At 66.1% G+C, this 26126-nt stretch carries 28 protein-coding genes; 15 read left to right on the plus strand and 13 right to left on the minus strand.

What is annotated here, in order from left to right:
• Nucleotides 1-18 precede the first annotated feature (18 nt).
• The 6 genes from AC4ELS_RS12715 to AC4ELS_RS12740 form a co-directional block, all read right to left on the minus strand.
• The gene (locus AC4ELS_RS12715; protein ID WP_498885848.1) at nucleotides 19-1164 is read right to left on the minus strand and encodes an LLM class flavin-dependent oxidoreductase; all 1146 of its coding nucleotides are present in this window, start codon (nucleotides 1162-1164) and stop codon (nucleotides 19-21) included.
• Between the two features lie 5 nt (nucleotides 1165-1169).
• Complete coding sequence (locus tag AC4ELS_RS12720) at nucleotides 1170-2315, minus strand: LLM class flavin-dependent oxidoreductase (RefSeq protein ID WP_064886782.1); 1146 nt, start codon at nucleotides 2313-2315, stop codon at nucleotides 1170-1172.
• Nucleotides 2316-2360: 45 nt separating this feature from the next.
• Complete coding sequence (locus AC4ELS_RS12725; RefSeq protein ID WP_448444173.1) at nucleotides 2361-3329, minus strand: o-succinylbenzoate synthase; 969 nt, start codon at nucleotides 3327-3329, stop codon at nucleotides 2361-2363.
• Between the two features lie 26 nt (nucleotides 3330-3355).
• Nucleotides 3356-4318 carry an esterase family protein gene (locus AC4ELS_RS12730; RefSeq protein ID WP_064886829.1) on the minus strand — a complete coding sequence of 321 codons (963 nt, stop codon included), beginning with the start codon at nucleotides 4316-4318 and terminating at the stop codon, nucleotides 3356-3358.
• A gap of 76 nt (nucleotides 4319-4394) precedes the next feature.
• Nucleotides 4395-5960 carry a long-chain-fatty-acid--CoA ligase gene (locus AC4ELS_RS12735; protein WP_499047635.1) on the minus strand — a complete coding sequence of 522 codons (1566 nt, stop codon included), beginning with the start codon at nucleotides 5958-5960 and terminating at the stop codon, nucleotides 4395-4397.
• Between the two features lie 29 nt (nucleotides 5961-5989).
• Nucleotides 5990-7609 carry an amidohydrolase gene (locus AC4ELS_RS12740; protein ID WP_499047637.1) on the minus strand — a complete coding sequence of 540 codons (1620 nt, stop codon included), beginning with the start codon at nucleotides 7607-7609 and terminating at the stop codon, nucleotides 5990-5992.
• A 216-nt stretch (nucleotides 7610-7825) separates the two neighbouring features.
• Here AC4ELS_RS12740 and AC4ELS_RS12745 point away from each other — a divergent pair, with 216 nt between their 5' ends.
• From AC4ELS_RS12745 to AC4ELS_RS12765, 5 genes are all read left to right on the plus strand, one after another.
• A complete protein-coding gene (locus AC4ELS_RS12745) occupies nucleotides 7826-8284 on the plus strand; it encodes a YciI family protein (protein WP_055110391.1) in 459 nt (152 codons plus the stop codon).
• 207 nt (nucleotides 8285-8491) lie between these two features.
• A complete protein-coding gene (gene fadD8 / locus AC4ELS_RS12750) occupies nucleotides 8492-10102 on the plus strand; it encodes a fatty-acid--CoA ligase FadD8 (RefSeq protein ID WP_499047639.1) in 1611 nt (536 codons plus the stop codon).
• Nucleotides 10103-10423: 321 nt separating this feature from the next.
• On the plus strand, nucleotides 10424-11650 hold the full coding sequence (locus tag AC4ELS_RS12755) for an RNA polymerase sigma factor (protein WP_236734903.1): 1227 nt from the start codon (nucleotides 10424-10426) through the stop codon (nucleotides 11648-11650).
• A 22-nt stretch (nucleotides 11651-11672) separates the two neighbouring features.
• Entirely contained in the window at nucleotides 11673-12362 is a 690-nt protein-coding gene (locus AC4ELS_RS12760; RefSeq protein ID WP_448443726.1) for an HAD family hydrolase, read from the plus strand.
• A gap of 9 nt (nucleotides 12363-12371) precedes the next feature.
• Nucleotides 12372-12821: a nitroreductase family deazaflavin-dependent oxidoreductase gene (locus AC4ELS_RS12765; protein WP_448443728.1), complete on the plus strand. Its 450-nt coding sequence runs from the start codon at nucleotides 12372-12374 to the stop codon at nucleotides 12819-12821.
• A gap of 10 nt (nucleotides 12822-12831) precedes the next feature.
• Here AC4ELS_RS12765 and AC4ELS_RS12770 read toward each other — a convergent pair whose 3' ends face one another.
• The gene (locus AC4ELS_RS12770; RefSeq protein WP_055110400.1) at nucleotides 12832-13110 is read right to left on the minus strand and encodes a hypothetical protein; all 279 of its coding nucleotides are present in this window, start codon (nucleotides 13108-13110) and stop codon (nucleotides 12832-12834) included.
• A 120-nt stretch (nucleotides 13111-13230) separates the two neighbouring features.
• On the opposite strand from AC4ELS_RS12770, the gene AC4ELS_RS12775 reads away from it, so the two are divergent.
• The gene (locus tag AC4ELS_RS12775; protein WP_448443730.1) at nucleotides 13231-14148 is read left to right on the plus strand and encodes a 1,4-dihydroxy-2-naphthoyl-CoA synthase; all 918 of its coding nucleotides are present in this window, start codon (nucleotides 13231-13233) and stop codon (nucleotides 14146-14148) included.
• Here the strand turns inward: AC4ELS_RS12775 and AC4ELS_RS12780 are convergent.
• Nucleotides 14145-14639: a pyridoxamine 5'-phosphate oxidase family protein gene (locus tag AC4ELS_RS12780; protein ID WP_499047641.1), complete on the minus strand. Its 495-nt coding sequence runs from the start codon at nucleotides 14637-14639 to the stop codon at nucleotides 14145-14147. The two genes, AC4ELS_RS12775 and AC4ELS_RS12780, sit on opposite strands and share 4 nt — an antisense overlap.
• Nucleotides 14640-14704: 65 nt before the next feature.
• Between AC4ELS_RS12780 and AC4ELS_RS12785 the strand changes: the two genes are divergently transcribed.
• Together AC4ELS_RS12785 and AC4ELS_RS12790 are read left to right on the plus strand one after the other, a co-directional pair.
• Nucleotides 14705-15574, plus strand: a complete 870-nt coding sequence (locus AC4ELS_RS12785; RefSeq protein ID WP_499047643.1) for an SDR family oxidoreductase — start codon at nucleotides 14705-14707, stop codon at nucleotides 15572-15574.
• A 44-nt stretch (nucleotides 15575-15618) separates the two neighbouring features.
• A complete protein-coding gene (locus tag AC4ELS_RS12790; protein ID WP_448443735.1) occupies nucleotides 15619-16002 on the plus strand; it encodes a VOC family protein in 384 nt (127 codons plus the stop codon).
• 96 nt (nucleotides 16003-16098) lie between these two features.
• Here AC4ELS_RS12790 and AC4ELS_RS12795 read toward each other — a convergent pair whose 3' ends face one another.
• The 3 genes from AC4ELS_RS12795 to AC4ELS_RS12805 are packed head-to-tail and all read right to left on the minus strand — an operon-like array spanning nucleotide 16099 to nucleotide 17979.
• Nucleotides 16099-16407, minus strand: coding sequence for a DUF3349 domain-containing protein (locus AC4ELS_RS12795; RefSeq protein WP_064886765.1), 309 nt, complete (start codon nucleotides 16405-16407; stop codon nucleotides 16099-16101).
• 8 nt (nucleotides 16408-16415) lie between these two features.
• Complete coding sequence (locus AC4ELS_RS12800) at nucleotides 16416-16700, minus strand: hypothetical protein (protein WP_064886764.1); 285 nt, start codon at nucleotides 16698-16700, stop codon at nucleotides 16416-16418.
• Nucleotides 16701-16725: 25 nt separating this feature from the next.
• On the minus strand, nucleotides 16726-17979 hold the full coding sequence (locus AC4ELS_RS12805) for an inorganic phosphate transporter (protein ID WP_064886763.1): 1254 nt from the start codon (nucleotides 17977-17979) through the stop codon (nucleotides 16726-16728).
• Between the two features lie 265 nt (nucleotides 17980-18244).
• Between AC4ELS_RS12805 and AC4ELS_RS12810 the strand changes: the two genes are divergently transcribed.
• The 3 genes from AC4ELS_RS12810 to AC4ELS_RS12820 all read left to right on the plus strand — a co-directional run bounded on the left by AC4ELS_RS12810 (nucleotide 18245) and on the right by AC4ELS_RS12820 (nucleotide 20485).
• Nucleotides 18245-18607 carry a DUF3349 domain-containing protein gene (locus AC4ELS_RS12810; RefSeq protein WP_499047646.1) on the plus strand — a complete coding sequence of 121 codons (363 nt, stop codon included), beginning with the start codon at nucleotides 18245-18247 and terminating at the stop codon, nucleotides 18605-18607.
• A 41-nt stretch (nucleotides 18608-18648) separates the two neighbouring features.
• Nucleotides 18649-19740: an o-succinylbenzoate--CoA ligase gene (gene menE / locus AC4ELS_RS12815; RefSeq protein WP_499047648.1), complete on the plus strand. Its 1092-nt coding sequence runs from the start codon at nucleotides 18649-18651 to the stop codon at nucleotides 19738-19740.
• Nucleotides 19741-19870: 130 nt separating this feature from the next.
• The gene (locus AC4ELS_RS12820; protein ID WP_064886761.1) at nucleotides 19871-20485 is read left to right on the plus strand and encodes a pyridoxamine 5'-phosphate oxidase family protein; all 615 of its coding nucleotides are present in this window, start codon (nucleotides 19871-19873) and stop codon (nucleotides 20483-20485) included.
• Here the strand turns inward: AC4ELS_RS12820 and AC4ELS_RS12825 are convergent.
• Nucleotides 20479-21339, minus strand: coding sequence for a GNAT family N-acetyltransferase (locus tag AC4ELS_RS12825; RefSeq protein WP_064886760.1), 861 nt, complete (start codon nucleotides 21337-21339; stop codon nucleotides 20479-20481). The genes AC4ELS_RS12820 and AC4ELS_RS12825 overlap by 7 nt on opposite strands.
• 52 nt (nucleotides 21340-21391) lie before the next feature.
• Nucleotides 21392-22054, minus strand: coding sequence for a TetR family transcriptional regulator (locus AC4ELS_RS12830; protein WP_448443743.1), 663 nt, complete (start codon nucleotides 22052-22054; stop codon nucleotides 21392-21394).
• A gap of 192 nt (nucleotides 22055-22246) precedes the next feature.
• Here AC4ELS_RS12830 and AC4ELS_RS12835 point away from each other — a divergent pair, with 192 nt between their 5' ends.
• From AC4ELS_RS12835 to AC4ELS_RS12850, 4 genes are all read left to right on the plus strand, one after another.
• The gene (locus AC4ELS_RS12835) at nucleotides 22247-22672 is read left to right on the plus strand and encodes an MmpS family transport accessory protein (RefSeq protein WP_064886758.1); all 426 of its coding nucleotides are present in this window, start codon (nucleotides 22247-22249) and stop codon (nucleotides 22670-22672) included.
• The gene (locus tag AC4ELS_RS12840) at nucleotides 22669-25587 is read left to right on the plus strand and encodes an MMPL family RND transporter (RefSeq protein WP_448443747.1); all 2919 of its coding nucleotides are present in this window, start codon (nucleotides 22669-22671) and stop codon (nucleotides 25585-25587) included. Before AC4ELS_RS12835 ends, AC4ELS_RS12840 begins: the two co-directional genes overlap by 4 nt.
• Entirely contained in the window at nucleotides 25587-25916 is a 330-nt protein-coding gene (locus tag AC4ELS_RS12845; RefSeq protein WP_064957065.1) for a DUF732 domain-containing protein, read from the plus strand. Before AC4ELS_RS12840 ends, AC4ELS_RS12845 begins: the two co-directional genes overlap by 1 nt.
• A 17-nt stretch (nucleotides 25917-25933) precedes the next feature.
• The coding region (locus tag AC4ELS_RS12850) for a DUF5078 domain-containing protein (protein WP_499047650.1) at nucleotides 25934-26126 on the plus strand (193 nt) is incomplete at its 3' end.

Here is a 26126-nt window from a genome sequence, read left to right on the forward strand (position 1 = left end):
TGGGCCGGCACCCGGGCTCTAGAGTTTCTTGATCCCGCGCACCACCCGGTAGAACGACGGCACCGTCGCCACACCGTGCCGCAGACTGCGCTGCATCAGGCCGCCGTTGGTCAGCACGAGGTGGCGCACGCCGCAATCCCGCCACTCGGCCACCCGGTCCAGCACCTCGTCGGGCGTCCCGATCAGCCCCATGTCCCGCATCAGGTGCGGCGTGATGCCCTTGATGTGGGAGAGCGCGGTCTGCTCGTCCCAGTCCTGGGGCAGGATGTCCTGTCCGCCGGAGAAACCCACTCCCAGTGGATGCTCTGCGCCGCGCCGCGCGAAGTACTCATCGGACGCACTGAGGCAACCTGCCCGCATCACCTCGGATTCCAGGGCATCGTCGACCTCGGCGCGGCTGCGCGCCGTCACGACCATCACCAACAGCGCCGGGGTGATGGCCATCGGGTCTCGGCCCGCGTCGGATGCGGCCCCGCGCACCACCTCCAGCCGCTGGGCATAATCCTGGGGCGAGTGTGGGAACGCCGGGAAGAACCCGTCACCGTAGCGTCCGGCGATACGCAACATCCTGGGGCCGTGCGCGGCAACCCAGATCGGCGGCCACTTGCCCCGGTAGGGCGGCAGGTCGAAGATCGCGTTGCGCAGCGGGAAGAACGGCGAATCACGGTTGACCAGTTCACCATTCGAGTCCCAAAAGGCACGGATCGTGGCCATCGCCTCCTCGAACCGGGCCACCGGTTTCGACCAATCCACACCATAGGGCTCATTGCCCTCGCGCTCGCCGGGGCCGATACCGAAGATGAAGCGCCCCTTGGTCAGCAGCTGCATGGTTGCCGCCGCCTGAGCGCTGACGGCCGGGTTCCGGCGCCCGGCATCGGTGACACAGATGCCGAGCGGCAACCGCGCGAAGCGGTTGCGCGCCGCGAGCTTCCCCAGCATCGTCCACGGTTCCATGCAGGCATCGACAGAGGGGACCAACTTGGCTGCAGCGCAGTACTTCTCCTGCCACAACGCCCGGGGGAATATCGCGTTGAGATGGTCGGGTACCCAGAAGGAATCGACCCGGGCACCGACGGCCGACAGATAATTGGCGCTGGTGAAGGTGTCTGCCGCCGGCTTGCTCGCGGTGATCAAGTCCAACAGGCCGACCTGCAGACCGCCCATGGGGATCAGAGCTTCTTCAGCTTGCGGATGACCTGGCTGTACAGCAGTTGCGACGTCAGGCCCCTGCGGAGCGTGCCCTGCAGCGGACCGACATTCGCCAGCACCAGGTACCGAACACCGTGGTGGCGCCACTCCGCCGCCTGCTCGACGATCTCATCCACTGTCCCGCACAGGTACATCTCCCGCAGCAGCGACGTCGGAACCGCCTTGACATAGGACAGCGCCGTCTCCTCATCCCAGTCCTGGGGCAGGATGTCCTGCGCGCCCGAGAAACCGACGCCCAGCGGGTGCTGAGCACCGTGTCGGGCGTAGAAATCATCGGGTGCGTTCAGGGCACCGGCCTTGAGGACCGCCGATTCCAGTGCCTCGTCGAGGTCGTCGGGCGTGCGCGCCGGCACGACCATCATCCACAGGGCAGGGGTGATGGCCATCGGATCGCGCCCGGCGTCGGAGGCAGTCGACCGCACGACCTCGAGACGCTGGGCATATTCCTGCGGCGCATGGGGGAACGCGGGAAAGAACCCGTCGGCGTAGCGGCCCGCGGCCCGCAGCATCCTCGGACCGTGCGCGGCAATCCAGATCTCGGGCCAGCGTCCGCGGTACGCGGGCAGGTCGAAGATCGCGTTGCGCAGCGGAAAGAACGGCGAATCACGGTTGACCAGTTCACCATTCGAATCCCACAGGGTCCGGATGGTGGCCATCGCCTCTTCGAACCGGGCCACCGGTTTTGCCCAATCCACCCCGTAGGGTTCGTTGCCCTCGCGTTCTCCGGCGCCGATGCCGAGGATGAACCGGCCCTTCGTGAGCAGGTTCATCGTCGCAGCGGCCTGCGCGGTGACGGCCGGGTTGCGCCGGCCGGTGTCGGTCACCCCCACTCCCAACCTGAGCCGCGCAACCCGGTTGCGGGCGGCGAGATTACCCAGCATCGTCCACGGCTCCAGGTAGGCATCGGCCGAGGGCAGCATCTTGGCGCCACCGCAGAACTTCGGCTGCCACAACGATCGGGGGAACAGCGCGTTGAGGTGGTCGGGCACCCAGAACGAGTCGACGCCTCCGGCGACCGCACTCAGGTAGTTTGCCCGGGTGAACAGGTCCACGGTGGGCCGGGAGGCGATCGTCGGGTCCATGATGCCGACGCGAAATCGAGTCATCCAGCGAGTGTCGGACGACCGAGCCGGTTTGCTTAGAGTAGTGCCCTACTCCAATGTCAGTGGGTAGCACTCGCGTACCCGGTTGATCCACCATTGCCGACGCTCCGGCGTCGCTGCCAACGCGGACAGTCGGTCGGGATCCGGCACCACCGTCTCCACCGGCAGGTACCCGTCGACCGGCGCCGGAACCTCGGCGACGTCCGCCACGAAGAATCCGCCCGTGCCCAGTCCGCACGCGTGCTCCAACTCGGGCAGAACGGCGGCGGCCAGCAATCCGCGCGCGATGCCGACCGCTGAATCCAGCGCACTGGACACCACAATCGGGATATCGATCTGCGTGGCGATGTCGAGCATGCGTGCCACCCCGCCCAGCGGTGCCACCTTGAGCACCGCGACATCGGCGGCACGGGCCCGCACCACCCGCAACGGATCAGAGGCCTTGCGGATCGACTCGTCGGCCGCGATCGGCACCGACACCTGCCGCCGCAGCGCGGCCAACTCATCGACCGTCGAACACGGCTGCTCCAGATACTCCAGTGGCCCATCCGCGGTGAGCGCAGCGGCAGCCTCGACTGCCTGCGGCAGCGTCCAGCCTCCGTTGGCATCCACCCGTACCACCGGAACCTGCGCGCGCACGGCGTTGACCCGCGCGACGTCGTCAGCCAGGGTCTGCCCCGGCTCGGCGACCTTGACCTTGGCCGTGCGTGCACCCGGGAACCGCGCCAGCACCTCGGGCACCTGGGCGGCCGGGACCGCGGGCACGGTGGCGTTGATCGGGATGCGATCGCGGTGGACCACAGGCGCCGGCCGGTACGCCGCCTCGATGCCGGCGGCCAACCAGGCCGCCGCCTCCGGCGCCCCGTATTCGACGAACGCGCCGAACTCCCCCCAACCGGCCGGGCCGTCGATCAGCGCCACCTCACGAACGGTGATGCCGCGGAAGCGAACCCGCATCGGCAGGGCCACGACATGCAGACGGTCCAATAGGTCATCCAACGTCGGCGCCGCGTCCATCACGCCGTCAATGATGCCCAACGCGGTCAGGCGGCGCCCAGGGTCCGTTGGATGTCGGGTTTCATCTGGTTCAGCTGCGCACCCCAGTAGCTCCAGGTGTGGGTGCCGGTGGGCGGGAAGTTGAACACCGCGTTGTTTCCGCCCGCTGCGACGTACTGGTCGCGGAAGTTGAAATTGCTCTGCAGCGCAGTGCCCTCCAGGAAGGTGGACGGCAGGTCGCCGCCGCCCAGCTCGCCCGGGGTTCCCGAACCGCAGTACACCCAGATGCGGGTGTGGTTCGCCACCAGGCGCCCCACCTGCAGTGTCGGATCGTTGCGCGCCCACGCCGGATCACCCGGCGGACCCCACATGGCCGCCGAGGAGAAACCACCGGAGTCGTTCATCGCCAAGCCGATCAGACCGGGCCACGGGCCGGCCGAGGGATTCAGGAACGCCGACAACGACCCCGCGTAGCGGAACTGTCCCGGGTAATAGGCGGCCAGGATCAGCGCCGAGCTACCCGACATCGACAGTCCGACCACCGCGTTGCCCGATGAGGACACATTCCGGTTGGCGGCCAGCCACTGCGGCAACTCGCTGGTCAGAAACGTCTCCCACTTGTAGGTCTGCACACCGCCGTTGCCCGCCGCCGGCTGATACCAGTCGGTGTAGAAGCTCGACATGCCACCGACGGGCATGACCACCGACAACCCCGATTGGTAGAACCACTCGAACGCCGGGGTCTCGATGTCCCAGCCGTTGGCGTCGTCGCGGGCACGCAGGCCGTCCAGCAGATAGACCGCGTGCGAACCGCCGCCTTGGAACTGCACCTTGATATCGCGCCCCATGGCGCCCGACGGAACCGAGAGTGTCTCGACCGGCAAACCGGCTCGTGACCAGGCATTCGCTGTCGGCGGTGAACCGAGAAGACCGGCCGTCACGGCCAACATCAGTGCGGACAAGACCACCAGCCCGCGGGAAAATCCCTGCCGAATATACGTATCCACCATGTCCGCACCCCAGTTCTCGCGCACACGTATGGATTCGAAGCTACTCCGGCTGGAACAGGAAATACAGAGCCAATTCTCACACGGTGGCGCGGTCGCGACCCTCCCAGTAGGGCTTTCGCAGATCCTTCTTGAGGATCTTGCCGGTGGGATTACGCGGCAACTCGTCGACGATGTCGACCGACTTGGGGCATTTGTAGGCGGCCAGATGTTCGCGGGCGAACGCGATCAGGTCTGGCTCGGAGACCTCGCCTTCCAGTGTCACAACGGCTTTCACCGACTCACCCCATTTTTCGTCGGGCACCCCGATCACCGCGACGTCGACGACAGCGGGGTGTTCGGCCAGCACGCGCTCGACCTCGATCGAGTAGATGTTCTCCCCGCCGGAGATGATCATGTCCTTGAGCCGGTCTTCGACGAAGATGTAGCCGCCGTCGTCGACGCGGCCGATGTCGCCGGTGCGGAACCAGCCCTCAGGCGTGATGGCCTCTGCCGTCGACTCCGGGCGGTTCAGATAACCCTTCATCAATTGCGGTGAGCGGAACCACAATTCGCCCTGCTCACCAGCGGGCACCTCGGCACCGGTGTCGGGATCGACCACCCTGACCTCGGCGCCGGGAACCACGGTGCCCGCACTCATGAGCCGCTCTTCACTGGCCTCACGGTGATCTTCGGGCCCCAGCCGGCTGATCGCCCCGGAGACCTCGGTCAGCCCGTACACCTGGATGAACTCTGTCTCCGGCCAGGCCTGCAGCGCAGAACGCAACAGCGGCAATGGCATCGGCGATGCGCCGTAGGCGAAGGTCTTCAACGCACCGAAGAGTTTCACCGCGTCCTCGCCGGTGTCGAACACCTTGGCCAGCACGGCGGGCACGAGGAACGTCCGGTTCGCCCCGGCGAGAATCCCGCCGGCCAAGGCCATCCCGTCGACATCACGCGTCATGTACGTCGGCGCCCCGTGATACAGCCCCCACTGCATGTAGGACGACCCTCCGACGTGGAACAGCGGCATGGCCACCAGACTCTTGTCGCCGGCGCTGAGCGTCCAGCCCTCGAATGCGTTGATCGTGTGGGCGATGACGTTGGAGTGGGTGAGCGCAATGCCTTTGGGCCTGCCGGTGGTGCCCGACGAGTACATGATGATGCACGTGTCGTCGGGCTGAACATCGGCCGAACGACCGACCGGCGACGCACCGGCCAGCAGCGCCTCGTACTCGTCGCCGTCACCGCCCTCGGGCGTCACCGTCACGATGTGCTCGACGGACGTGAGCCGATCGGCGATGGCGTCGATACCCGGCCGGAGCTCCTCACCGACCACGAGAACCTTGGCCCCGCAGTCGTTGAGCACGTAGTCCAACTCGTCGGCGGCGAGCCGGAAGTTGATGATCGCGTTGGCCGCGCCGAGCGACGCGGCCGCGAGCGTCATCTCGACACACGCCACGTGGTTCTTGTCGAGGAATGCCACCACGTCACCACGCCCGACGCCCCACGCACTCAACGCACCGGCCAACCGCTGGACCCTGTCGTACCACTGCGACCAGGTCCAACTGCGACTCAGATAGGTGACCGCTTCCTCGTCAGGCTTTGTGGCCGCCCAGTGGGCGGCGCGTTCGTCGAGAAACTGCGGAGCCGGCAAATCTGACATGTCCAGAGCGTGCCATGGCACGCGAGCCGTCAACCGGCTTTCGGATAAACCTGCTGCCCAGCCAGGAATGTGGCCTGTACTTCCAGGTCGGCGATGCTCTCCGGGGCTGTCGCGCGCGGGTCGGCCGAGACAATCACCAGGTCGGCGTACTTACCGACCTCGAGTGAGCCGATCACGTTGTCGGCGAACAACTGCCACGCGGCGTCGATGGTCTGCGCCCGGATCCCCTGTTCGACGGTGAGCCGCTCCTCGGGGGCGAGCACCCGGCCGCTCGGCGCGGTCCGGGTGACGGCCACGCTGATGTTGCGCAGAGGTTCCTCCGGGGTGACCGGCGGATCGTTGTGCAGCGAGATCCTCATGCCGGTCGCCACTGCCGAGCCCGCGGGCATCCAGCGCCCGCCGTGCTCGGGCCCGAACAGCCCGTCGACGAGGATGTCGCCCCAGTAGTGCAGATGGTCGACGAACATGCTGCAGGTGACCCCGAGGCCGTGCGCACGCTGCAACTGCTCGGGCGTGATCGCGCCGACGTGTTCCAGCCGCAGCCGGTGATCTTTTCGTGGCCAGCGCCCCAGTGCTTCCTCGTAGACGTCCAAAATGGTGTCCACGCCGGCGTCACCGTGCACGTGACAGGCCAGCTGCCAACCCTGCGGGAAAAACGTGCCCACGATCTCGGTGAGCTGTTCCTTCGTGTAGTTGGCGTGGCCGCACGAGCCGGGCACCACACCGATGGTCCGGGTGGCATCGGTGTCCAGGTACGGGAACGTCAGATCGATGTTGCCCACCCATGGCGACCCGTCGACCCAGATCTTGATGCCGACCTGGCGCACGATGTCGTCGCCCTCGGCCGGGCTGGCGTCGGTGTGCAGCGCGGCGGTCGACATCTCATACGTGCGCAACCGCACCGTCAGCTGGTCGTGCAACTGCGCCAGCAACGGCCGGAACATCGGGTCGAACGCCATCTCCGAGCACGTGGTCAAGCCGGCCCGGTTCAGCCGCGCGCATTCGGCGGCCAGCATCTCCGGATAATCGCGAGCCGAGATGGCATCGCCGAGCAGCGGGAACACCGCCCCGGTTTCCTCGGCGGTGCCGTCGAGCTCCCCGTCTGCCGTGCGTCCGTACTTGGCGCCCTTGGGGTCAGGAGTGTCTCGGGTCAGCCCGGCACGGCGGGCGGCCGCGCTGTTGAAGAAGGCCTTGTGGCCCGAGTTGTGCACGATCACCAGCGGCGTGTCGGGCGCGATGCCGTCCAGCCAGGCCAGGTTCGGGTCGGGCAATCCGTCCTGCAGCAACGGATCCCAGCCGTTCAGGAACGCGCCGTCGGCTCCGCGCTGGGCGACCTCGGCATCTATCGCGTCGAGCACCTCGCCGGCACTCGGCAAGGTGACCGGGCGGATGTCGACGATACGGCCGGAAAGTGCGACCGCCTCCATCAGCGGATGACCATGTGCCTCAACGAAACCCGGCATGACGCAGCCGTCGACTTCACGGACATCGGTGCCCTCCCCGACCCAGCCGGCCACCTCGGCCCGGGAGCCGACGGCGACGATGCGCCCGCCAGAGACTGCGAGCGCCTCGACAGTGGGTTGCGTGTCGTCGACCGTGAGGATGGTTCCGTAGAGGACGAGATCAGCGGACTCGCTCGGGCTGGTCATGCCCGGATGTTAGAGCGTCGCCCGTCTTCAAGGAGCCAATGCTGAAGATAGCGGTCATCAGGTGGCCGCAATCTTCAGCGCAAACAGTCGTGGCCTGCGGATTGGGAAATTTTCAGAAAGTTTTCCGGCCTGTGTCGATTTTCGCGGGGTGCCATTCGACGTAGTAACGAGGGCACGATAGGCCGAGCCCTTCCCGACGCACGAAGGAGACACAGAATGTCGCGCTACATGCTGATCATGCGGTCCACCCCCGAGGCCGAGGCCGCGATGGCCGAGGAGAACATCGACTTCGACGAGATCATCGCCCAGATGGGCCGCTACAACGAAGAGCTGATCAAGGCCGGTGTGATGCTGGCCGGCGAGGGCTTGACCGATCCCGACGAGGGCTTCGTCGTCGATTTCAACGCCGATCCCCCGGTGGTCACCGACGGGCCGTACACCGAGGCCAAGGAACTGTTCAACGGGTTCTGGATCCTGGAGGTGTCTTCCAAGGAGGAGGCCAAGCAGTGGGCCCGGAAGTGTCCGCTGGGATGCGGCGTGAAGCTGGAGGTCCGCCGGGTCAGCGAGACCGAAGAATTTCCACAGGACAACGAGTGGGTCCAGAAGGAAATCCAGTGGAAGGCCGACCTCGCGGAAAAGGCGGCGAAGGCCGCCCGCGCCGCCGCCAACCGCTGATCCGAGCACAAGCCCCGGCGGTCCCTAACCCGCCGGGGCCCGGCTCCGCCCCCCACATCTCAGAGATTAAGCAGCGCGGACTTCGTGGACACGAGTACCGCACTACCTGTATTTCGGTCTGTATTTCGGTCCGCGATGACCTTGTGTTACATCCCACATCGGGGGATCGGCTCCGCAGTTTCTGGAACACGTTCTAGTCTGTAGTTCATGAGTGATGCGCTGCTGCACCATCCCATCCATTCCGGCCACCTCACCGTCAGTGCGCTCAAGCGCAACAAGGACAAGCCTGTGCTGTTCCTCGGCGACACCACCCTGACCGGTGGCGAGCTCGCGGAACGCATCAGCCAGTACATTCAGGCCTTCGAGGCGCTCGGCGCCGGCACCGGCGAGGGCGTCGGCCTGCTGTCCCTGAACCGGCCTGAAGTCCTGATGATCATCGGCGCCGGCCAGACCCAGGGGTACCGCCGGACGGCACTACACCCTCTCGGTTCGCTGGACGACCACGCCTACGTGCTGTCCGACGCCGAGGTGACGACGCTCATCATCGACCCCACCCCCGCGTTCGTGGAGCGGGCCCTGGGGTTGCTGGAGAAGGTGCCCTCGCTTCGCCAGGTGCTGACGATCGGCCCGGTGCCCGAAGCCCTGGCCGCGTCCAGCGCGTCGGTCTCCGATCTGACGGCCGAGGCCGCCAAGTACTCCCCGGTGCCGCTGACTGCCGCCGAACTCGCTCCCGACCACGTCGGCGGCCTCACCTACACCGGTGGCACCACCGGCAAGCCCAAGGGCGTGATGGGCACGGTGCGTTCGATCTCCACCATGACGACCATTCAGCTCGCCGAGTGGGAGTGGCCCGAGAACCCGCGCTTTTTGATGTGCACCCCGCTGTCACACGCCGGCGCGGCGTTCTTCACGCCGACCATCGTCAAGGGCGGCGAACTGGTGGTGCTGACCAAGTTCGACCCGGCCGAGGTGCTGCGCGTCATCGAGGAACAACGCATCACCGCGACCATGCTGGTGCCGTCGATGATCTACGCCCTGATGGACCACCCCGACTCGCACACCCGCGACCTGTCCTCGCTCGAGACCGTGTACTACGGCGCCTCGGCGATTAACCCGGTGCGGCTGGCCGAGGCGCTCAAGCGCTTCGGGCCGATCTTCGCGCAGTACTACGGCCAGTCCGAGGCACCGATGGTGATCTCCTACCTCGGCAAGAAGGACCACGACGAGAAGCGTCTGACGTCGTGTGGCCGGCCCACCCTGTTCGCGCGGACCGCGCTGTTGGATGCCGAGGGCAATCCGGTGCAGCAGGGCGAGGTCGGTGAGATCTGCGTGTCCGGGCCGCTGCTGGCCGGCGGTTACTGGAAGCTGGATGCCGCCACCTCGGAGACGTTCCGCGACGGCTGGCTGCACACCGGCGACATGGCCCGCGAAGACGAGGACGGCTACTGGTTCATCGTCGACCGGGTCAAGGACATGATCGTCACCGGTGGGTTCAACGTGTTCCCGCGTGAAGTGGAAGACGTTGTCGCCGAGCATCCTTCGGTGGCCCAGGTGTGCGTGATCGGCACTCCCGACGAGAAGTGGGGCGAAGCCGTCACCGCGGTGATCGTGCTACGTCCCGACGCCGACTCCAGCGACGAGGCGGTGGCCACGGTGACCGCCGAGATCCAGGCCGCGGTCAAGGACCGCAAGGGCTCGGTGCAATCGCCCAAGCAGGTGATCGTCGTCGACTCCGTGCCGGTGACCGCACTCGGCAAGCCCGACAAGAAGGCCGTGCGCGCCCAGTTCTGGGAAGGTGCCGCCCGCGCGATCGGCTGATTTTCTCGGGCCTGCTTGCCCGCTTCCCCGCTTTGTCACTTGCCCGCTTTGTCACTTGCCCGCTTTGTCACTTGCCCGCTTTGTCACGCTGGAGTGGCGCTCGGCCACCAGTGCCACTCCAGCGTGACAGTGGGGTGACACGTCGCCGTCGACCATCCAGCTTTGTCACGTTGGAGTGACTGTCGGCCACCAGTGCCACTCCAGCGTGACAATGGGCGCCCGTGACAATGGGCGCCCGGGGCAATGGACGCCCGACAATGGGCGACGCGTCTGCTCGGCAGAATGGGTGAGGTGCCCGACGTGCCCGCCACCTCTGCCGACATGCGCGCCACCCTCGATGCGGTGTGGCGGATGGAGGCGGCCAAGATCCTGGCCACGCTGACCCGCACCGTCGGCGATGTCGGTCTGGCCGAGGATCTCGCCTCTGACGCACTGCTCGACGCCCTCACGCAGTGGCCGCAGACCGGTGTGCCGCGAAACCCCGGGGCCTGGCTGACCACCGTGGCCAAACGAAAGGCCATCGACCACTGGCGGCGCGCGGAAAACCTCGACGCCAAGTACGCCGTGCTGGCCCACGACCTGGCCGAACATGTCGACGAGGCCTGGGACCCCGACCGGATCGACGATGACGTCCTGCGCCTCATCTTCATCGCCGCGCACCCGGTGTTGTCCCGCGAAGCCCAGGTCGCGCTGACATTGCGCATGGTCGGCGGGCTTAGCACCGAGGAGATCGCCCGGGCCTTCCTCATCTCGACCGCCACCGCGGCCGCGCGCATCACCCGGGCCAAGAAGACTCTGGCACAAGCCAACCCGCCCTTCGAGGTACCGCCGCGCGACGAATACCCGCACCGACTGTCGGCGGTGCTCTCGGTCATCTATCTGATCTACAACGAGGGCTACTCGGCATCCGCCGGACAGCGCTGGATCCGCGACGAATTGTGCACCGAGGCCCTGAGATTGGGGCGGGTGCTGGCCGCCCTGGTGCCCGACGAACCCGAGGTCCACGGCCTGCTCGCCCTGATGGAGTTCCAGTCCTCACGCTTTGCGGCGCGCACCGATGCCGACGGCCGGCCCATCCTCCTGGAGGACCAGAATCGGGCCAGCTGGGACCGGGCCCAGATTCAGCGCGGCATCAAGGCCCTTGAGCGCTCCGCTACAGCACGGCAGCAACGTGGTTGGGGCCCATATGCGTTGCAGGCCGCGCTCGCCGAATGCCACGCAGTCGCCCCGACGGCGGCCGACACCGACTGGGCCCGCATCGTCGCCCTGTACGACGCGCTGCTGCAGATCACCCCGTCCCCGGTGGTCCAGCTCAACCGGGCGGTGGCCGTCGCCATGCACTCCGGCCCGCAGGAGGCATGGGAGATCGTCGACGGGATCGAGGGGCTGGACAGCTCGTACCTACTGCCCAGCGTGCGCGGCGAACTGCTGTCCCGGCTGGGCAGGCACACCGAGGCCGCCGAGCAGTTCGACCGGGCCGCCGCCCTGACCGACAACGAACGCGAGCGAGACGTACTGGCGAACAAGGCAATCCGCGAACGCGGCTGATCCCGGGCGGGGTCGTGGCACGATGGCGGACATGGTGTCGGCAGTGTTGTTCGACTTCTCCGGGACCCTGTTCCGCCTCGAGGAACAGGACAGCTGGTTCGCCGGGATGGCCGTCGACGAACATGAGGTCGACGGCCACGTGCAGACCGAGTTGATGCGTCGGCTGACCGCCCCGACCGGACGGTCCGTGACCATGACCGATGAGCAGTACCAAGCCTGGGCCAACCGGGACCTGGCCCCGCACCTGCACCGTGAGGCCTATCTGCATGTGCTGCGGGAATCCGGGCTGGCCCACCATCACGCCGAATCGCTGTACAACCGGGTGATCGATCCGGCCAGTTGGACGGCCTACCCCGACACCGCGCGGGTCTTCAAAAGCCTGAAAGCACAGGGACTCCGGACGGCCGTCGTGTCCAACATCGCATTCGATGTACGTCCGGCCTTCACCGCGATCGGCGCCGCCGAGCACGTCGACGAGTTCGTGCTGTCCTTCGAAGTGGGTGCGGTCAAACCAGACCCGGCGATATTCACCACGGCACTGCAGCGCCTCGGTGTGCCGGCACAGGAAGCGCTGATGGTCGGCGACAGCGAGGAGGCCGACGGCGGTGCCCGTGAAGTCGGCTGCCAGTTCGCACTGGTCGATCCGCTGCCCACCGAGCAGCGGCCCGACGGGCTGATCACGGCCCTGCAAGCTGTCGGCATCCGCGCCTAGTGTGGAGTCATGGCTGACGACCAGATCCGGCCACCGTGGTGGCTGAAATACGTCAACAAGGTGATGATCGGGCTCAACAAGCTCGGCGTCGGCGGCGACAAGGGTCCCGTGGTGCTCACGGTGACGGGCCGCAAGAGCGGTAAACCCCGGTCGACGCCCGTCACCCCGATGACCGTCGACGGGCACCGCTACATCGTCGGCGGACTGCCGAAGGGCGACTGGGCCGCCAACGCCCGCGCTGCCGGCGAGGCCACCGTGCACCAGGGCCGCAAAGACCAGCGGGTCCGAGTGGTGGAGATCCCCGTCGAGCAGGCGCGGCCGCTGCTACGCCAATTCCCCGTCCTAGTGCCGACCGGTGTCGGGTTCATGCGCAATGCCGGGCTGGTGACCGGGCCCAATCCGGACGAGTTCGAGGCACTCGCCGGGCGCTGCCCGGTGTTCCGGCTGGACCCGATCTAGAGGCCGCCCGTCAGCTCAGGTGTGGGGCTTCCTTGATCTTGGAGTCCTGCTTGCCCACTGTCTGGCAGAAGGCCTGCACCGCCATCCTGGTTCCGGTGATCTCGAGCTGGGCTGGATCGTTGCCCTTCTCATCCTTGAGCATCTTGGACACGGCTTCGTCCTGGGTCTTCTCGTCCTGCCCGATGAAGTCCTTGCACTTGGTGTCACCACCGGTGATCGCAGGTGAACATCCGACGAGTGCAAGGCCGACAGCCAACCCCGAGAACAACACACCTGCCGACTTCTTCATTGTGGTCAACGTCGTCTCTTTCTGATCTGGTGATGCGCTGTACGCATCATCGCGCCAGGTTTTGTACCCCGCGACGGTACCTGTGAAACGTCGAGTTGCCCTCGCTCTACAGTCGAGCACGTGAGTGCAGACAACCCGTTCGACCCCACAGCCTGGGAGCCGGTGCCCGGCTTCGACGATCTGACCGACATCACCTACCACCGCCACGTCGCCAACGACGCCCGGCAGCCCACGGTGCGGGTCGCGTTCGACCGGCCCGAGGTGCGCAACGCTTTCCGGCCGCACACCGTCGACGAGCTGTACCGCGTCCTCGACCACGCCCGGATGTCCCCCGACGTCGGGGTGGTGCTGCTGACCGGCAACGGCCCGTCGGCCAAGGACGGCGGCTGGGCCTTCTGCTCGGGCGGGGACCAGCGCATCCGCGGGCGCTCCGGGTACCAGTACGCCGACGGGGAGACCGCCGAGACCGTCGACCCGGCCCGGGCCGGACGACTGCACATCCTCGAGGTGCAGCGGCTCATCCGGTTCATGCCGAAAGTGGTGATCTGCCTGGTCAACGGCTGGGCAGCCGGTGGCGGCCACAGCCTGCACGTCACCTGCGACCTGACCCTGGCCAGCCGCCAGCACGCCCGGTTCAAGCAGACCGATGCCGACGTCGGCAGCTTCGACGGCGGCTTCGGCAGCGCGTATCTGGCCCGCCAGACCGGGCAGAAGTTCGCCCGCGAAATCTTCTTCCTGGGCCGCGCCTACGACGCCGAGACCATGTACCAGATGGGCGCGGTGAACGACGTCGTCGACCACGCCGAGCTGGAGGCGGTCGGCCTGCAGTGGGCGGCCGAGATCAACGGCAAGTCGCCCCAGGCCATCCGGATGCTGAAGTTCTCGTTCAACCTGATCGACGACGGCCTGGTCGGCCAGCAAGTGTTCGCCGGAGAGGCCACCCGGTTGGCGTACATGACCGACGAGGCCGTCGAGGGCCGCGACGCGTTCCTGCAGAAGCGCGATCCCGACTGGAGCGGTTTCCCGCGCTACTTCTAGAAACGGAAACCCGTCTGGCCATGGGGTGACTTCGCGAACGCCAGCACTTTGGCCGGGGTGACCCGGTAGACGATCGCCGCCTCACCGTCCGGATCGAAAACCTCGTCGTCGCAATCGAAATCCCAGTCGTCGCCGTACTTGCTCCGGTAGGCATCGGCCAGGGCGGTCAGCCGTTGCCGACCGGTCACCCGCGCGGCGGTCCCCTCGACCACGATGTCCAGGCCCGCATTCCACGTGTTGGTTCCGGTTGTGACGACGACGGCCGCGCCCGCCTGCAGGTTGCGGGCCTTCTGCTCGGAGGGCCCGGTGCAGAACACGAACGCATCGTCGGTCCACACCCCGACCAGTGGTGTGACGTGCGGCCGCCCGTCGCCGCGCACGGTGGTGAGCCAGTACAGCCCGGCGGCTTCGAGTGCGGCCGCGGCGGCCGGCCACGTGGTCGGTTCGGTCGCCTCGCTGAAGCGCTGGTCGAGCTTGCCGGTGATGGTCATAGCGATATCGACTCGGGAGGCGCCCACAAGTCATCGCGGAAAGGTAGGCGACCTAAACTCGGCGGATGAGCAAGAACCCGCTGCGCCGGCTCTCTGAGCAGGTGCTGTTGACGAGCATGCGCCCGCCGCTGACCGAACGGCTGCAGGCCCGTGACGATATCGATGTCGCAGGCAAGCGCATCCTGCTGACCGGCGCCTCGTCGGGCATCGGCGAGGCCGCAGCGGAGAAGTTCGCCGCGAAGGGAGCCACCGTCATCGCGGTGGCCCGCCGCCAGGAACTGCTCGACGACCTGGTCGGGCGGATCTCCGCCAAGGGCGGCGACGCCCACGCCCACGCGGTGGACCTGTCCGACATGGACGCCATCGACGAGCTGGTCGCCACCGTGGAACGTGACCTCGGCGGTGTCGACATCCTGATCAACAACGCCGGCCGGTCGATCCGGCGGCCGCTGGCCGAATCTCTGGATCGCTGGCACGACGTCGAGCGCACCATGACGCTCAACTACTACTCGCCGCTGCGGCTCATTCGCGGCCTGGCCGCGGGCATGCGGGAACGTCGGGACGGGCACATCATCAACGTCGCCACCTGGGGCGTGATGAACGAATCCTCACCGCTGTTCGCGGTGTACAACGCATCCAAGGCAGCGCTGGCCGCGGTCAGCCGGGTCATCGAGACCGAATGGGCCTCCGTCGGCGTGCATTCCACCACGCTGTACTACCCGTTGGTGAAGACCCCGATGATCGCCCCCACCCGGGCCTACGACGGACTGCCCGGACTGTCGGCCGCCGAGGCCGCCGACTGGATGCTGACCGCGGCGCGCACCCGGCCGGTACAGATCGCGCCACGGATGGCAGTGACCGCCAAGGCACTGAACACCGTGGCACCCGGTCTGGTCGACGCCCTGATGAAACGGCAACGGGTCCAACCGGTCTGACGTGTCGCACCGCGGCCGGCACCCGGCGGTGGTAGACAAGGGCTATGGAGATCCTGGCCAGCAGGATGTTGATCCGACCGGTCGATTACCCGAAGTCAGTGGAGTTCTACCGCGATGGGATCGGCCTGGCCATCGCCCGCGAATACGGTGCAGGCACAGTGTTTTACGCGGGCCAGTCACTGATCGAGCTGGCCGGGCACCATAGTCCCACCGAACCCGGGGTGTTCCCCGGGGCACTCTGGCTGCAGGTGCGCGACGTCTACGCCACGCAGGCTGAACTGGAAAGCCGCGGCGTGGCCATCGCCCGCGCCGCGACCCAGGAACCGTGGGGACTACACGAGATGCACGTGACCGATCCCGACGGCATCACCCTGATTTTCGTCCAGGTGCCCGACACTCATCCCCTGCGCCGGGACACCCGCGACTGAGTCAGCGCGCCGTTTTCCACCCCTGGGTTGTCGATCGGCACGATCAGCAGCCCTGCTGCAGAAATCGGCGATGCGCAGCCGTATGCGGCAATAGTGTCAGCGCGTCGGGGTCGACAGCGGCCAGCCCACCGAGGCCAGCCGAGCGGCGACCTGGTTGACCTCTTCTGGAAGCGGTTCCTTGTCGATGACGTTCTGCACCGCGTCCCGGATCTCGTCGTCGGTGACAGGACTGTCCCCGTCGGAGGAGCGCAGGATGTCGTGGGTGGCCCGGACCACCTCGTCCTCGGACAGTGACCGGGTCAGCAACGCCAGCAGGGCGAACTGGTCCTTGTGCGGCACGCCCTCCGGGTATCCGGCCCGCAACCAGCTCAGCACGTTGTCGAGGAAGCTCGTCGTTTCGGTCATGCTGCCGCTCACTTACCCGGAATGAACGGGACGGGGTTGAATCCGAAGTGATGAATGATCGTGGTCTTGGTGATCCACAGGATCGCGATCACGATCACCGCGGCGACGACGGCGAAGAGCGCCAGACCGAGGAACTTCAGCACGGGGTTGGGCGCCACGACGGTGCCGTCCTCGTGAGTGCCGCCGGCGCCGTTCGAGTAGGCCACCAGACCCGTGGCGAACACCGCAGGCAGACCGGCTCCGAGGATCAACCCCACAACCAGCACCTTGAAGATGGAGTCCACATAAATCATCAGCTGATTCCTTAGCTAGATCCGGTCAGACTGCGGCTTTGTCGACTGTGGCGGCAGGCTTGCCGGCCTCACGCACCTCGGCCGGCACCACCGAGTTGGTGGAGTCATCCCAATCGGCATTGACGTTCTTGTGGTCGACCTTCTGCTGCTGGGCGCGCCACCACATGTATCCGGACAGGGCGACCAGGATCAGGAAGATCAGGCCGTCGCCGGCGAGCGCCGCCCCGGTGAGCGACTCGACACCGTGCGACAGCCAGAACGCCAGCGCGCCGACGATTCCGGCGGCGGGCAGCGTGATCAGCCAGGCCATCGCCATCCGTCCGGCCACGGCCCAGCGCACCTCGGCGCCGGGCTTGCCGACGCCGCTACCGAGGATCGAGCCGGTGGCGACGTGAGTTGTGGACAGCGCCATACCCGCGGCGCTGGAGCTCAAAATGATTGCGGCCGAGGATGCTTCGGCGGCCAGCCCCTGCGGGGATTCGATCTCGACCAGGCCCTTGCCCAGCGTGCGGATGACGCGCCAGCCGCCGATGTAGGTGCCGAGGCCGATGGCCAGTGCGCAGGAGGCGATGATCCAGAACGGCAGACCGTTCTCCTTCACATCCCCGGTGAGGTGCCCGGTGGTGATGAGGGCGAGCGCGATGACACCCATGGTCTTCTGGGCGTCATTCGTTCCGTGTGACAGGGCGACCAGCGAGGCGGTGGCGATCTGGCCCCAGCGGAAACCCTGCTCGCGACGCTTCTTCAGCACGTTGCGGGTGATGCGGTAGACCAGCCAGGTTCCGGCGGCAGCGACGAGGCAGGCGATGAACGGAGCCGCGATCGCGGGGATGAGCACCTTCTGGAGGACGCCGGACCAGTTGACCCCGGACAGTCCGATAGCTGCCAGCCCCGCGCCGATCAGCCCGCCGAAGAGCGCGTGCGACGAGCTGGACGGAATGCCGAAGAGCCAAGTCAGCAGGTTCCACAGGATGCCGCCGATCAGGCCGGCGAAGATGATCGTGAGACCCGTCGAGGCGTCGATGCCAGATACCAGCGACCCCGTCTTGCTGTCCTGGATCTTGAGCACCGATGTGGTGACCGTGACGGCCACCTCGACCGAGAGGAACGCGCCGACCAGGTTGAGGACACCCGCCAGGATCACAGCGGTCTTGGGCTTCAGCGCCCCCGTGGCGATCGAAGTGGCCATGGCATTGCCGGTGTCGTGAAAGCCGTTTGTGAAGTCAAAGGCCAGTGCTGTTGCTATCAACAGCACCAGGACGATCAGCTCAGCGCTCATGGCGGTAATTCTGTCGGACCATTGGCGTTTTTGACCAGCTGGAAACACCTCGCTGAGCTGGGAATTCGAATACGCTACGAATGAGTTCACCGAGTGTTCATCTGTCCACCCCGGTTTGTTCGCCGGGGCGGTTTGCCGATCCCCGAGCGGGCTATAAGTTCACTGCGAGCCAGAGTCGGCCGGCACCACTAACATCAATGCGGTCCTCCGACTCAAACTCGTCTGTCCGGTGGAACGTCGCTCGGGTGCATCAGGAGTAGGCACAGTGAACGCTTTTCTCGCGAAGATCGCGGCCTGGCTGAACGCCGGGTACCCCGAGGGGGTGCCCGGACCAGACCGGGTGCCGCTGTTGGCGCTGCTGACCCGGCGCCTGACGAACGACGAAGTCAAAGCAGTCGCACGGGATCTCATCGATCGCGGTGATTTCGATCACATCGACATCGGCGTGCTGATCACCCAGATCACCGACGAGCTACCCCGCGTGGAGGACGTCGAACGGGTACGGCAACGGCTCGCCGCCAAGGGCTGGCCGTTGGACGATCCGCGCGATGCCGAGGATTCCGTCGACACCGATGAGACCGGCCGCACCGACAGTGATGACCCGAAAGAGCCAGGGGGCCCGGCATAGCCGTTCTCCGCCCCGTCTCCGTCGGATCTGCGACGGGCCCGTTGCTGGCAGTCCTCGATGACGTTCTGACCGACCGCGAGTCGGCGATCCTGCCCGTGCCCGCAGACGACGAGCGTCAGAGTTCCCTGCTGACAACCACTTTGCGCGCCGGCGAGGAGATCGACGATGACGTCGCCTTGGTGATCTCGACCTCGGGCACCACCGGGAAACCCAAAGGCGCATTGCTGACCGCGGCGGCGTTGCGATCCAGCGCCGAGTCCACCCACGCCCGGTTGGGTGGTGCGGGCCGCTGGCTGCTGGCCCTGCCCGCCTATCACATCGCCGGCCTGCAGGTGCTGGTGCGCAGCGTGCTGGCCGGTACCACGCCCGTCGCCATCCAGGCCTCCTTCGAGCCGGCCGAGTTGCCTTCGGCGGTAGCCGCTTTGGGCAGTGGGCGCCGCTACGCCTCGCTGGTGGCGGTACAGCTGGACAAGTCCCTTCAGGACCCGGCCGCCGCGGAAGCGCTGGCCGGACTCGATGCCGTGCTGATCGGCGGCGGACCGATGCCGGCCGGTGTGGCCGAACGGGCCCGAGCGGCGGGGGTGAACGTGGTCCGCACCTACGGGATGAGCGAGACCGCAGGCGGCTGTGTGTACGACGGTGTGGCGCTCGACGGTGTGAAGGTGCGGATTGACAACTCCCGCATCCTGCTCGGCGGCGCCACCGTAGCCAAGGGGTATCGCAACCCGGTCACACCCGATCCGTTCGCCGAGCCCGGCTGGTTCCGCACCGATGATCTTGGTTCCGTGGATGATTCGGGTGTGATCAGGGTCTTGGGCCGGGTCGACGACGCGGTCAGCACCGGAGGGCTGACGGTACTGCCGCAACTGGTCGAATCGGCACTGGCCGGCCACCCGGCGATCGCCGACTGCGCGGTGTTCGGGGTGCCCGACGAGCGGCTCGGTCAGCGGGTGGTGGCCGCGCTGGTGCTGGCTCCTGGTGCGACAGCCCCCGACGTGGCCGAGTTACGGGCCCAGGTGTCCCAGACGCTGGATGCCACCGCGGCACCGCGCGAGGTGCACATCGTCGACGAGTTGCCCCGCCGCGGCATCGGCAAGCTGGACCGCCGGGCGCTGGCGGCCCGCTACAGCTGAGCGCAGGACGCCCAAAACAACGCCATGGCTGTTCCCCGGCACGGAGAACGACCACTGCGTTGTTGTCGCGGGAGCATCGCCGCAACCACGGAGCCGGAATTTCACTTGTCGGCTTGGGCATGATGGAGACATGCGCCGAGAAGTGACCTCCGCGGACGAGCTGCGCGCCATCGTCGGGCAACCCACCCCAGCCGTCGCAAAGAAGGTGACCGACCGCCTGTCCGAAGCGCAGCAGGGCTGGCTCAAGCAGTCACCCCTGGGTTTCGTGGCGACCACCGATGCGCACGGTCGCGTCGACGTGTCCCCGAAGGGCGACCCGCCGGGTTTCGTCCAGATCATCGACGACACCACGATCGCGATCCCGGAACGGCCAGGCAACCGGCGCGTCGACGGCTTCCTCAATGTCCTGCAGCGGCCGCACGTGGGCACGGTGTTCGTCATCCCCGGCCGCGGCGACACCCTGCGAATCAACGGCTCCGCCCGGATCCTTTCGGACGCCGATTATTTCGATGCCATGGTGGTGGACGGCAAGCGGCCGATCCTGGCTCTGGAAATCGACATCGAAGAGGTGTTCTTCCACTGCCCGAAGGCGTTCCTGCGCTCCGACGCCTGGAAACCCGAGAGCTGGAATCCGACGGCGGTGCCCTCGGTGGCGCAGATGGCCAAGGCCTTCAAACCCGACCAGACCCAACAGGAACTCGACGCGTATTACCGCGAGGACAACCTGCGCAAGATGCTCTACTGAACCGCCGCAACCGGTTTCACCAGGATCGCCCGCGTGTACAGCAGCTGGAATCCTCGACGCTGCACGTTCTGCTGTGACTTCGAGCCGGGAGCCGTCGTCACCACGGCGATCTCGCATCCGGCGTCGGCGGCCTCGGCCAGCCGCGCCGCCAGCAGCGCGGCCTGCACCCCGCGGCGCCGGTAGGCCGGCGCGGTCGCGGCTCCGGCCAGCTGAGCGATCCCGCCGCTCAGCCGCATCATCCCGCCGCCGGCGACCGCTCCGCCATACAGCGCGATATACGCTGTGGCCCCGGCCTTTTCCATGTCCCGTTCGGCCCTCTCGATGATGTCGGCAGGGAACTGCTCATGGCTGACCGGGCCTTCCCCGTCCGGATGAGCGAAGCCCTCCACCACGACGTTCACCCACGCGGTGAGATCGTCGGCCCGGCGCACATCCACCTCCGTCGCCAACGGGGCCTCGACGGCGATCGGGCGGCCGAGGACGTTCTCGAACTCGGCGAGGCGATAGCCGCGGCCGGACAACAGCGCGGTGATCTCGGGATCGGCGAGATTGGACAGTTCGACCCGGGTTTCGCTGCCCCTGGCCGCGAAGGCCCGTTCGATCTCGCCCAGCACGGCCTCGTCGGGCACGCCGTCGAAGCCGAGGCCGACCAGCTTGTTCATCGGCGACTCAGCCTCGGCGAAACAGGCGAATCCGCCGGCGACCGGCAGCACCAACCCGTCGGCACCACGGTCGCCCGCGGACCGGGTCGCCGCGACGATCAGGTCCGACTCGGCTTTCTCGATCCGGCGGGCCAGCTCGACCCCGCAAAACAGTTGTCCTGTACCAGCGTCCGAATCATCGTAGATAGCCACGTCGATATTGTGCCCGCACAGGCATTTCCGAAACGTCCCGACATCGTGTCGGTCAGCGCGGCGGCCCGGCCGGCTCCCAATACTGCATCGCGGTGTCGAGCTCATCGCTGTCGAGCGCCTTCACCGGAATGCACGATTGGCCGGCGTGGTAGCGCATGCCGGCCAGCAGGATGGCCACATAGCGACGCCACAGTTCGGCATCGACATTGCCGGCGAATTCGCTGACCGTGCCGGCCAGAAGCCCGAAGATCGGCATGTCCGTGGACGACAGCTCCGGACGTAGATAACCGTCACGCTGGGCCCGCTCCACCAGTTTGGTCAACACCGGGACGAGCTGCTCCTGGCAGGCCTTGACCCGGTCGCACCCATAGGACTTGCTGAACGCGATTTCCCGCAATCCCCGGTCAGTCGCCGTGATCTCGCACATCTTCTCGACGTACCAGGCGAATCCCTGCCACGAATCTTCTTGTTGCAGCGCAGATTCTGCCAGCGCAGTGAGCTGCTCCATACCGTCGACGAAGATGGCCGCGATGAGCTCTTCCTTCGTCGCGAACCGTCGGTACACCGTGCCCACCCCGACATTGGCGTAGCGCGCCACATCGTTGAGCGTCGCCTCAAGACCTTTCTCGGCAAACAGCTCCCTCGCAGCGTCGAGCACCCGCTGACGATTGCGCTCTGCGTCCTTGCGCAGCACGGGTCTTGTTTCCTCGGTCATATCTCTCTGTCCAAAGTGAGCGGCGTCATAAGTGGATTGATCCTATCCACTTATTCGGATAACTTTACGCCTCGAAGTGCGTAGGACGCCTAACAGCAGGGTTGTCGCGATCGCATCGAAAACGTCGGGAGGCCCACCAGTGACACCTGTCATCGAAACGCCCGCCGCGGGCCTCCTCTCGGGGCCGCCGCGATGCTGAAGGCCATCCGCCGAATCTGGCTCCCCGTACTGATCGTCATCGCGATGGGGGCCGGCGTGCTGATCGTGATGAACGTCCGCAAGGTCTTCGGCGCACATCCGGTGATTATCACCGACACCACCTCGGACAACGCCGAAGACTTCAACCCCAAGTTCGTGAAGTACGAGATCTTCGGAACGGGCGGCACCGCCGTCATCAACTACATGGACCTCGAAGGCAAACCCCAGCGCACCGGAACCGTGCCGCTGCCATGGTCTTTGACCCTGCAAACCACATTGCCGTCGGTGCAACCCAACATCATGGCGCAAGGCGACGGAAGCAGCATCAGTTGCCGAGTCACCGTCGATGACGAGGTCAAAGAAGAGAGAACGGCTACTGGATTGAACGCACAAACCTTCTGCTTTGTGAAGGCAGCATGAGCAGCCACACGGAAGAAACCCAGACCGACGACACCCCGACCGACGCCATCCCAACGGGACGCCATGCGGCACCTCCGCATCCGATGCTCCCGCGATTCATCCGGGCCTTCGCCCTGCCGATCATCCTGATCTGGATCGTGATCGTCGCACTGCTCAACACCGTCGTGCCGCAACTCGAGGTCGTCGGCAAGATGCGCGCGGTGTCGATGAGCCCCAACGACGCACCGTCGATGATCGCCATCAAAGAAGTCGGCAAGAAGTTCCAGGAGTACGACACCAGCAGCTCGGTGATGGTCGTCCTCGAAGGTGACAAGCCACTGGGCCTCGAAGCGCACATGTTCTACGACCAGATGGTTCGGGACCTGCGCGCAGACACCACCCACGTGCAGCATGTGCAGGACTTCTGGGGCGACACCCTGACGGCCAAAGGCGCCCAGAGCCGCGACGGCAAGGCCGCCTACGTGCAGGTCTACATCGCCGGCGACCAGGGCGAGACGCTCGCCAACGAGTCGGTTGAGGCGGTGCGGCGCATCGCCACCGAAAGCCCCGCGCCGGATGGCGTGAAGGCGTACGTCACCGGATCGGCAGCCTCCAGCACCGACCAGAACATCGTCGGCGACGAGAGCATGGAGCTGATCGAGCTCGTCACCTTCGGCGTCATCGCCGTCATGCTGCTCGGCGTGTACCGATCGATCATCACCACACTGATCGTGCTGTTGATGGTTGTGCTCGAATTGTCCGGCGCCCGTGGACTTGTCGCACTTCTGGGCTATCACAACTTCTTCGGCCTCACGACGTTCGCGACCAACATGCTGGTGACCTTGGCCATCGCCGCGGCCACCGACTACGCGATCTTCCTGATCGGCCGATATCAGGAAGCACGAAGATCCGGCGAGGACAAGGAAGCGGCCTACTACGACATGTTCCACGGCACGGCCCATGTCGTGCTCGCGTCGGGTCTGACCATCGCCGGTGCCACGTTCTGCCTGCACTTCACCCGCCTGCCGTACTTCCAGACCATGGGCATTCCACTGGCGATCGGAATGACGATGGTAGTCGCCATGGCACTGACCCTGGGACCGGCCGTCATCTCGGTGGCCAGCCGATTCGGCAAGATCCTCGAGCCCAAGCGGCATTCGAAGTCCCGCGGGTGGCACCGGGTCGGCACCGCCACCGTCCGTTGGCCGGGTGCAATCCTGGTGTGCGCCATCGTCGCGGCATTGGTCGGTCTGCTCGCCCTGCCCGGCTACCACACCACCTACAACGACCGCATCTTCCTGCCCAAGGACGTGGGGACGAACGTCGGATACGACGCCGCGTTCCGGCACTTCTCGCAGGCGAAGATGAACCCGGACCTGATGATGATCGAGTCCGACCGGGATCTGCGGAACCCGGCCGATTTCCTGGTCATCGACAAGATCGCCAAGGCCCTCAAGAACGTGCACGGCATCGCCCAGGTACAGACCATCACCCGTCCCGACGGCGATCCGATCAAGCACTCGACGATCCCGTACACGCTGGGCCAGAGCGGTACGACCCAGCTGATGAACAACGACTACGCGCAGACCAACCTGCAGAACATCCTCGATCAAGCTGAGGATCTGCAGACCAGCATCGACGCAATGACCGAGATGATGAGCATCCAGACGGATCTCGCTGCGGTGTCACAGCGCATGGCCGACAAGATGAAGACGACGTCGGGCGACATGAACGACGTCCGGGATCACCTGGCTGACTTCGACGACCAGTTCCGGCCGCTGCGCAACTACCTGTACTGGGAACCGCACTGCTTCGACATCCCGATGTGCTGGTCCATCCGGTCCATCTTCGACGCCCTCGACGGCATCAACACGATGTCCGACGACTTCCAGGACCTGGTTCCCGAGATGCAGCGCATGGCCGACCTGATGCCCAAGATGGTCGCCACGATGCCACGGCAGATCCAGTCGATGAAGCATCAGAAGCAGATGCTGCTGAACCAGTATCAGGTGCAGAAGGCCCAACAGGATCAGACGATGGCGATGCAGAACACCGCCACCGCCATGAGCGAAGCGTTCGACACGGCCAAGAACGACGATTCGTTCTACCTGCCGCCGGAGGCGTTCGATACCGCCGACTTCCAGCGGGGCCTCAAGCTGTTCATGTCGCCCGACGGACATGCGGTGCGGTTCACCATCATTCACCAGGGTGATCCGCTGACTCCGGAAGGCACCGCACGCATCGAACCGATGAAGGTCGCGGCAACCGACGCCATCAAGGGCACACCGTTCGAGGGGGCCAAGATCTACCTCGGCGGCAGCTCGGCGACGTACTACGACATGCAGAAGGGTGCCGACTACGACCTGATCATCGTTGCCGCAGCGGCACTGATCCTGATCTTCATCATCATGTTGGTGCTCACCCGCGCCGTGGTGGCTTCTGCGGTGATCGTGGGCACGGTGGTGTTGAGCCTTGCCTCGGCCTTCGGCCTGTCGGTACTGCTCTGGCAACACATCGTGGGTATCCCCCTGCACTGGATGGTGATGCCGATGTCGGTCATCGTCCTGCTGGCCGTCGGCGCGGACTACAACCTCCTGCTCGTCTCACGAATAAAGGAGGAAATCCACGCCGGGCTGAAGACCGGAATCATCCGGGCCATGGTCGGTACCGGCGCCGTGGTGACCTCCGCGGGCCTGGTCTTCGCCTTCACCATGGGATCGATGGCGGTAAGCAGTTTGATCGTTATCGGTCAGGTCGGAACGACGATCGGCTTAGGCTTGCTATTCGACACGCTTGTGGTTCGGTCGCTGATGACACCGTCCATCGCCACGTTGCTCGGGCGCTGGTTCTGGTGGCCTCAGCGGGTCCGTCAGCGTCCGCTGCCACAACCGTGGCCGAAGCCCGTCCAACGAGACCCCGAGGAGGCCCTGGCCTGATGAAACGCCTGATCATTGCCCTGTCGATCTGCGCCGCAACCGGTCTCGCCGTCGCGGCACCGGCCTCGGCCGATCCGGACACCGATTTCGCCAATGAGCTGCACACCTTCGGTATCTACGGGCAGCGGGACTACAACGCCTGGATCGCCAAGATCATGTGCAAGCGGCTGCACAACGGCGTCGACCACACCGCCCAGGACTCGGTCGGCTTCGTGAAGAAGCAACTGGCCAAGGACAGCACCGACGCGCAGGCGTGGCAGTTCCTCGGCACCGCCATCAACTACTACTGCCCCGATCAGCGATTCGTCTACGAACAGGCCGCGCACTAACCAACCGTGGGAGCACCATGTCCAACCGCACGAGCGTCAAGAACCTGATCCGCACCGGCGTGGCCACCTGCGCCGTCGCAGGCAGCCTGGCCGGCGCCGGCATCGCAAGCGCCGACGCCACCGACGACTACCCGATCCCCAACCGGATCCTGCGCACCCCCTGCACCGCCGAACAGATCATGGCCGCCGCCCGCGACGTCGAACCGGTCT

The sequence above is a fragment of the Mycobacterium shunyiense genome, assembly GCF_058270035.1.

Bases quoted from the DNA above. Each gene is read 5' to 3' on its own strand.
- AC4ELS_RS12755 (WP_236734903.1), top strand. From the start codon at position 10,424: ATGCGCGCCACCCTCGATGCGGTGTGGCGGATGGAGGCGGCCAAGATC.
- AC4ELS_RS12840 (WP_448443747.1), top strand. From the start codon at position 22,669: ATGAGCAGCCACACGGAAGAAACCCAGACCGACGACACCCCGACCGAC.
- AC4ELS_RS12785 (WP_499047643.1), top strand. From the start codon at position 14,705: ATGAGCAAGAACCCGCTGCGCCGGCTCTCTGAGCAGGTGCTGTTGACG.
- fadD8 (WP_499047639.1), top strand. From the start codon at position 8,492: ATGAGTGATGCGCTGCTGCACCATCCCATCCATTCCGGCCACCTCACC.
- AC4ELS_RS12795 (WP_064886765.1), bottom strand. From the start codon at position 16,407: ATGACCGAAACGACGAGCTTCCTCGACAACGTGCTGAGCTGGTTGCGG.
- AC4ELS_RS12760 (WP_448443726.1), top strand. From the start codon at position 11,673: ATGGCGGACATGGTGTCGGCAGTGTTGTTCGACTTCTCCGGGACCCTG.
- AC4ELS_RS12790 (WP_448443735.1), top strand. From the start codon at position 15,619: ATGGAGATCCTGGCCAGCAGGATGTTGATCCGACCGGTCGATTACCCG.
- AC4ELS_RS12770 (WP_055110400.1), bottom strand. From the start codon at position 13,110: ATGAAGAAGTCGGCAGGTGTGTTGTTCTCGGGGTTGGCTGTCGGCCTT.
- AC4ELS_RS12715 (WP_498885848.1), bottom strand. From the start codon at position 1,164: ATGGGCGGTCTGCAGGTCGGCCTGTTGGACTTGATCACCGCGAGCAAG.
- AC4ELS_RS12745 (WP_055110391.1), top strand. From the start codon at position 7,826: ATGTCGCGCTACATGCTGATCATGCGGTCCACCCCCGAGGCCGAGGCC.
- AC4ELS_RS12765 (WP_448443728.1), top strand. From the start codon at position 12,372: ATGGCTGACGACCAGATCCGGCCACCGTGGTGGCTGAAATACGTCAAC.
- AC4ELS_RS12730 (WP_064886829.1), bottom strand. From the start codon at position 4,318: ATGGTGGATACGTATATTCGGCAGGGATTTTCCCGCGGGCTGGTGGTC.
- AC4ELS_RS12780 (WP_499047641.1), bottom strand. From the start codon at position 14,639: ATGACCATCACCGGCAAGCTCGACCAGCGCTTCAGCGAGGCGACCGAA.
- AC4ELS_RS12725 (WP_448444173.1), bottom strand. From the start codon at position 3,329: ATGGACGCGGCGCCGACGTTGGATGACCTATTGGACCGTCTGCATGTC.
- AC4ELS_RS12820 (WP_064886761.1), top strand. From the start codon at position 19,871: ATGCGCCGAGAAGTGACCTCCGCGGACGAGCTGCGCGCCATCGTCGGG.
- AC4ELS_RS12800 (WP_064886764.1), bottom strand. From the start codon at position 16,700: ATGATTTATGTGGACTCCATCTTCAAGGTGCTGGTTGTGGGGTTGATC.
- AC4ELS_RS12845 (WP_064957065.1), top strand. From the start codon at position 25,587: ATGAAACGCCTGATCATTGCCCTGTCGATCTGCGCCGCAACCGGTCTC.
- AC4ELS_RS12740 (WP_499047637.1), bottom strand. From the start codon at position 7,609: ATGACCAGCCCGAGCGAGTCCGCTGATCTCGTCCTCTACGGAACCATC.
- AC4ELS_RS12805 (WP_064886763.1), bottom strand. From the start codon at position 17,979: ATGAGCGCTGAGCTGATCGTCCTGGTGCTGTTGATAGCAACAGCACTG.
- AC4ELS_RS12835 (WP_064886758.1), top strand. From the start codon at position 22,247: ATGCTGAAGGCCATCCGCCGAATCTGGCTCCCCGTACTGATCGTCATC.
- AC4ELS_RS12830 (WP_448443743.1), bottom strand. From the start codon at position 22,054: ATGACCGAGGAAACAAGACCCGTGCTGCGCAAGGACGCAGAGCGCAAT.
- AC4ELS_RS12735 (WP_499047635.1), bottom strand. From the start codon at position 5,960: ATGTCAGATTTGCCGGCTCCGCAGTTTCTCGACGAACGCGCCGCCCAC.
- AC4ELS_RS12720 (WP_064886782.1), bottom strand. From the start codon at position 2,315: ATGACTCGATTTCGCGTCGGCATCATGGACCCGACGATCGCCTCCCGG.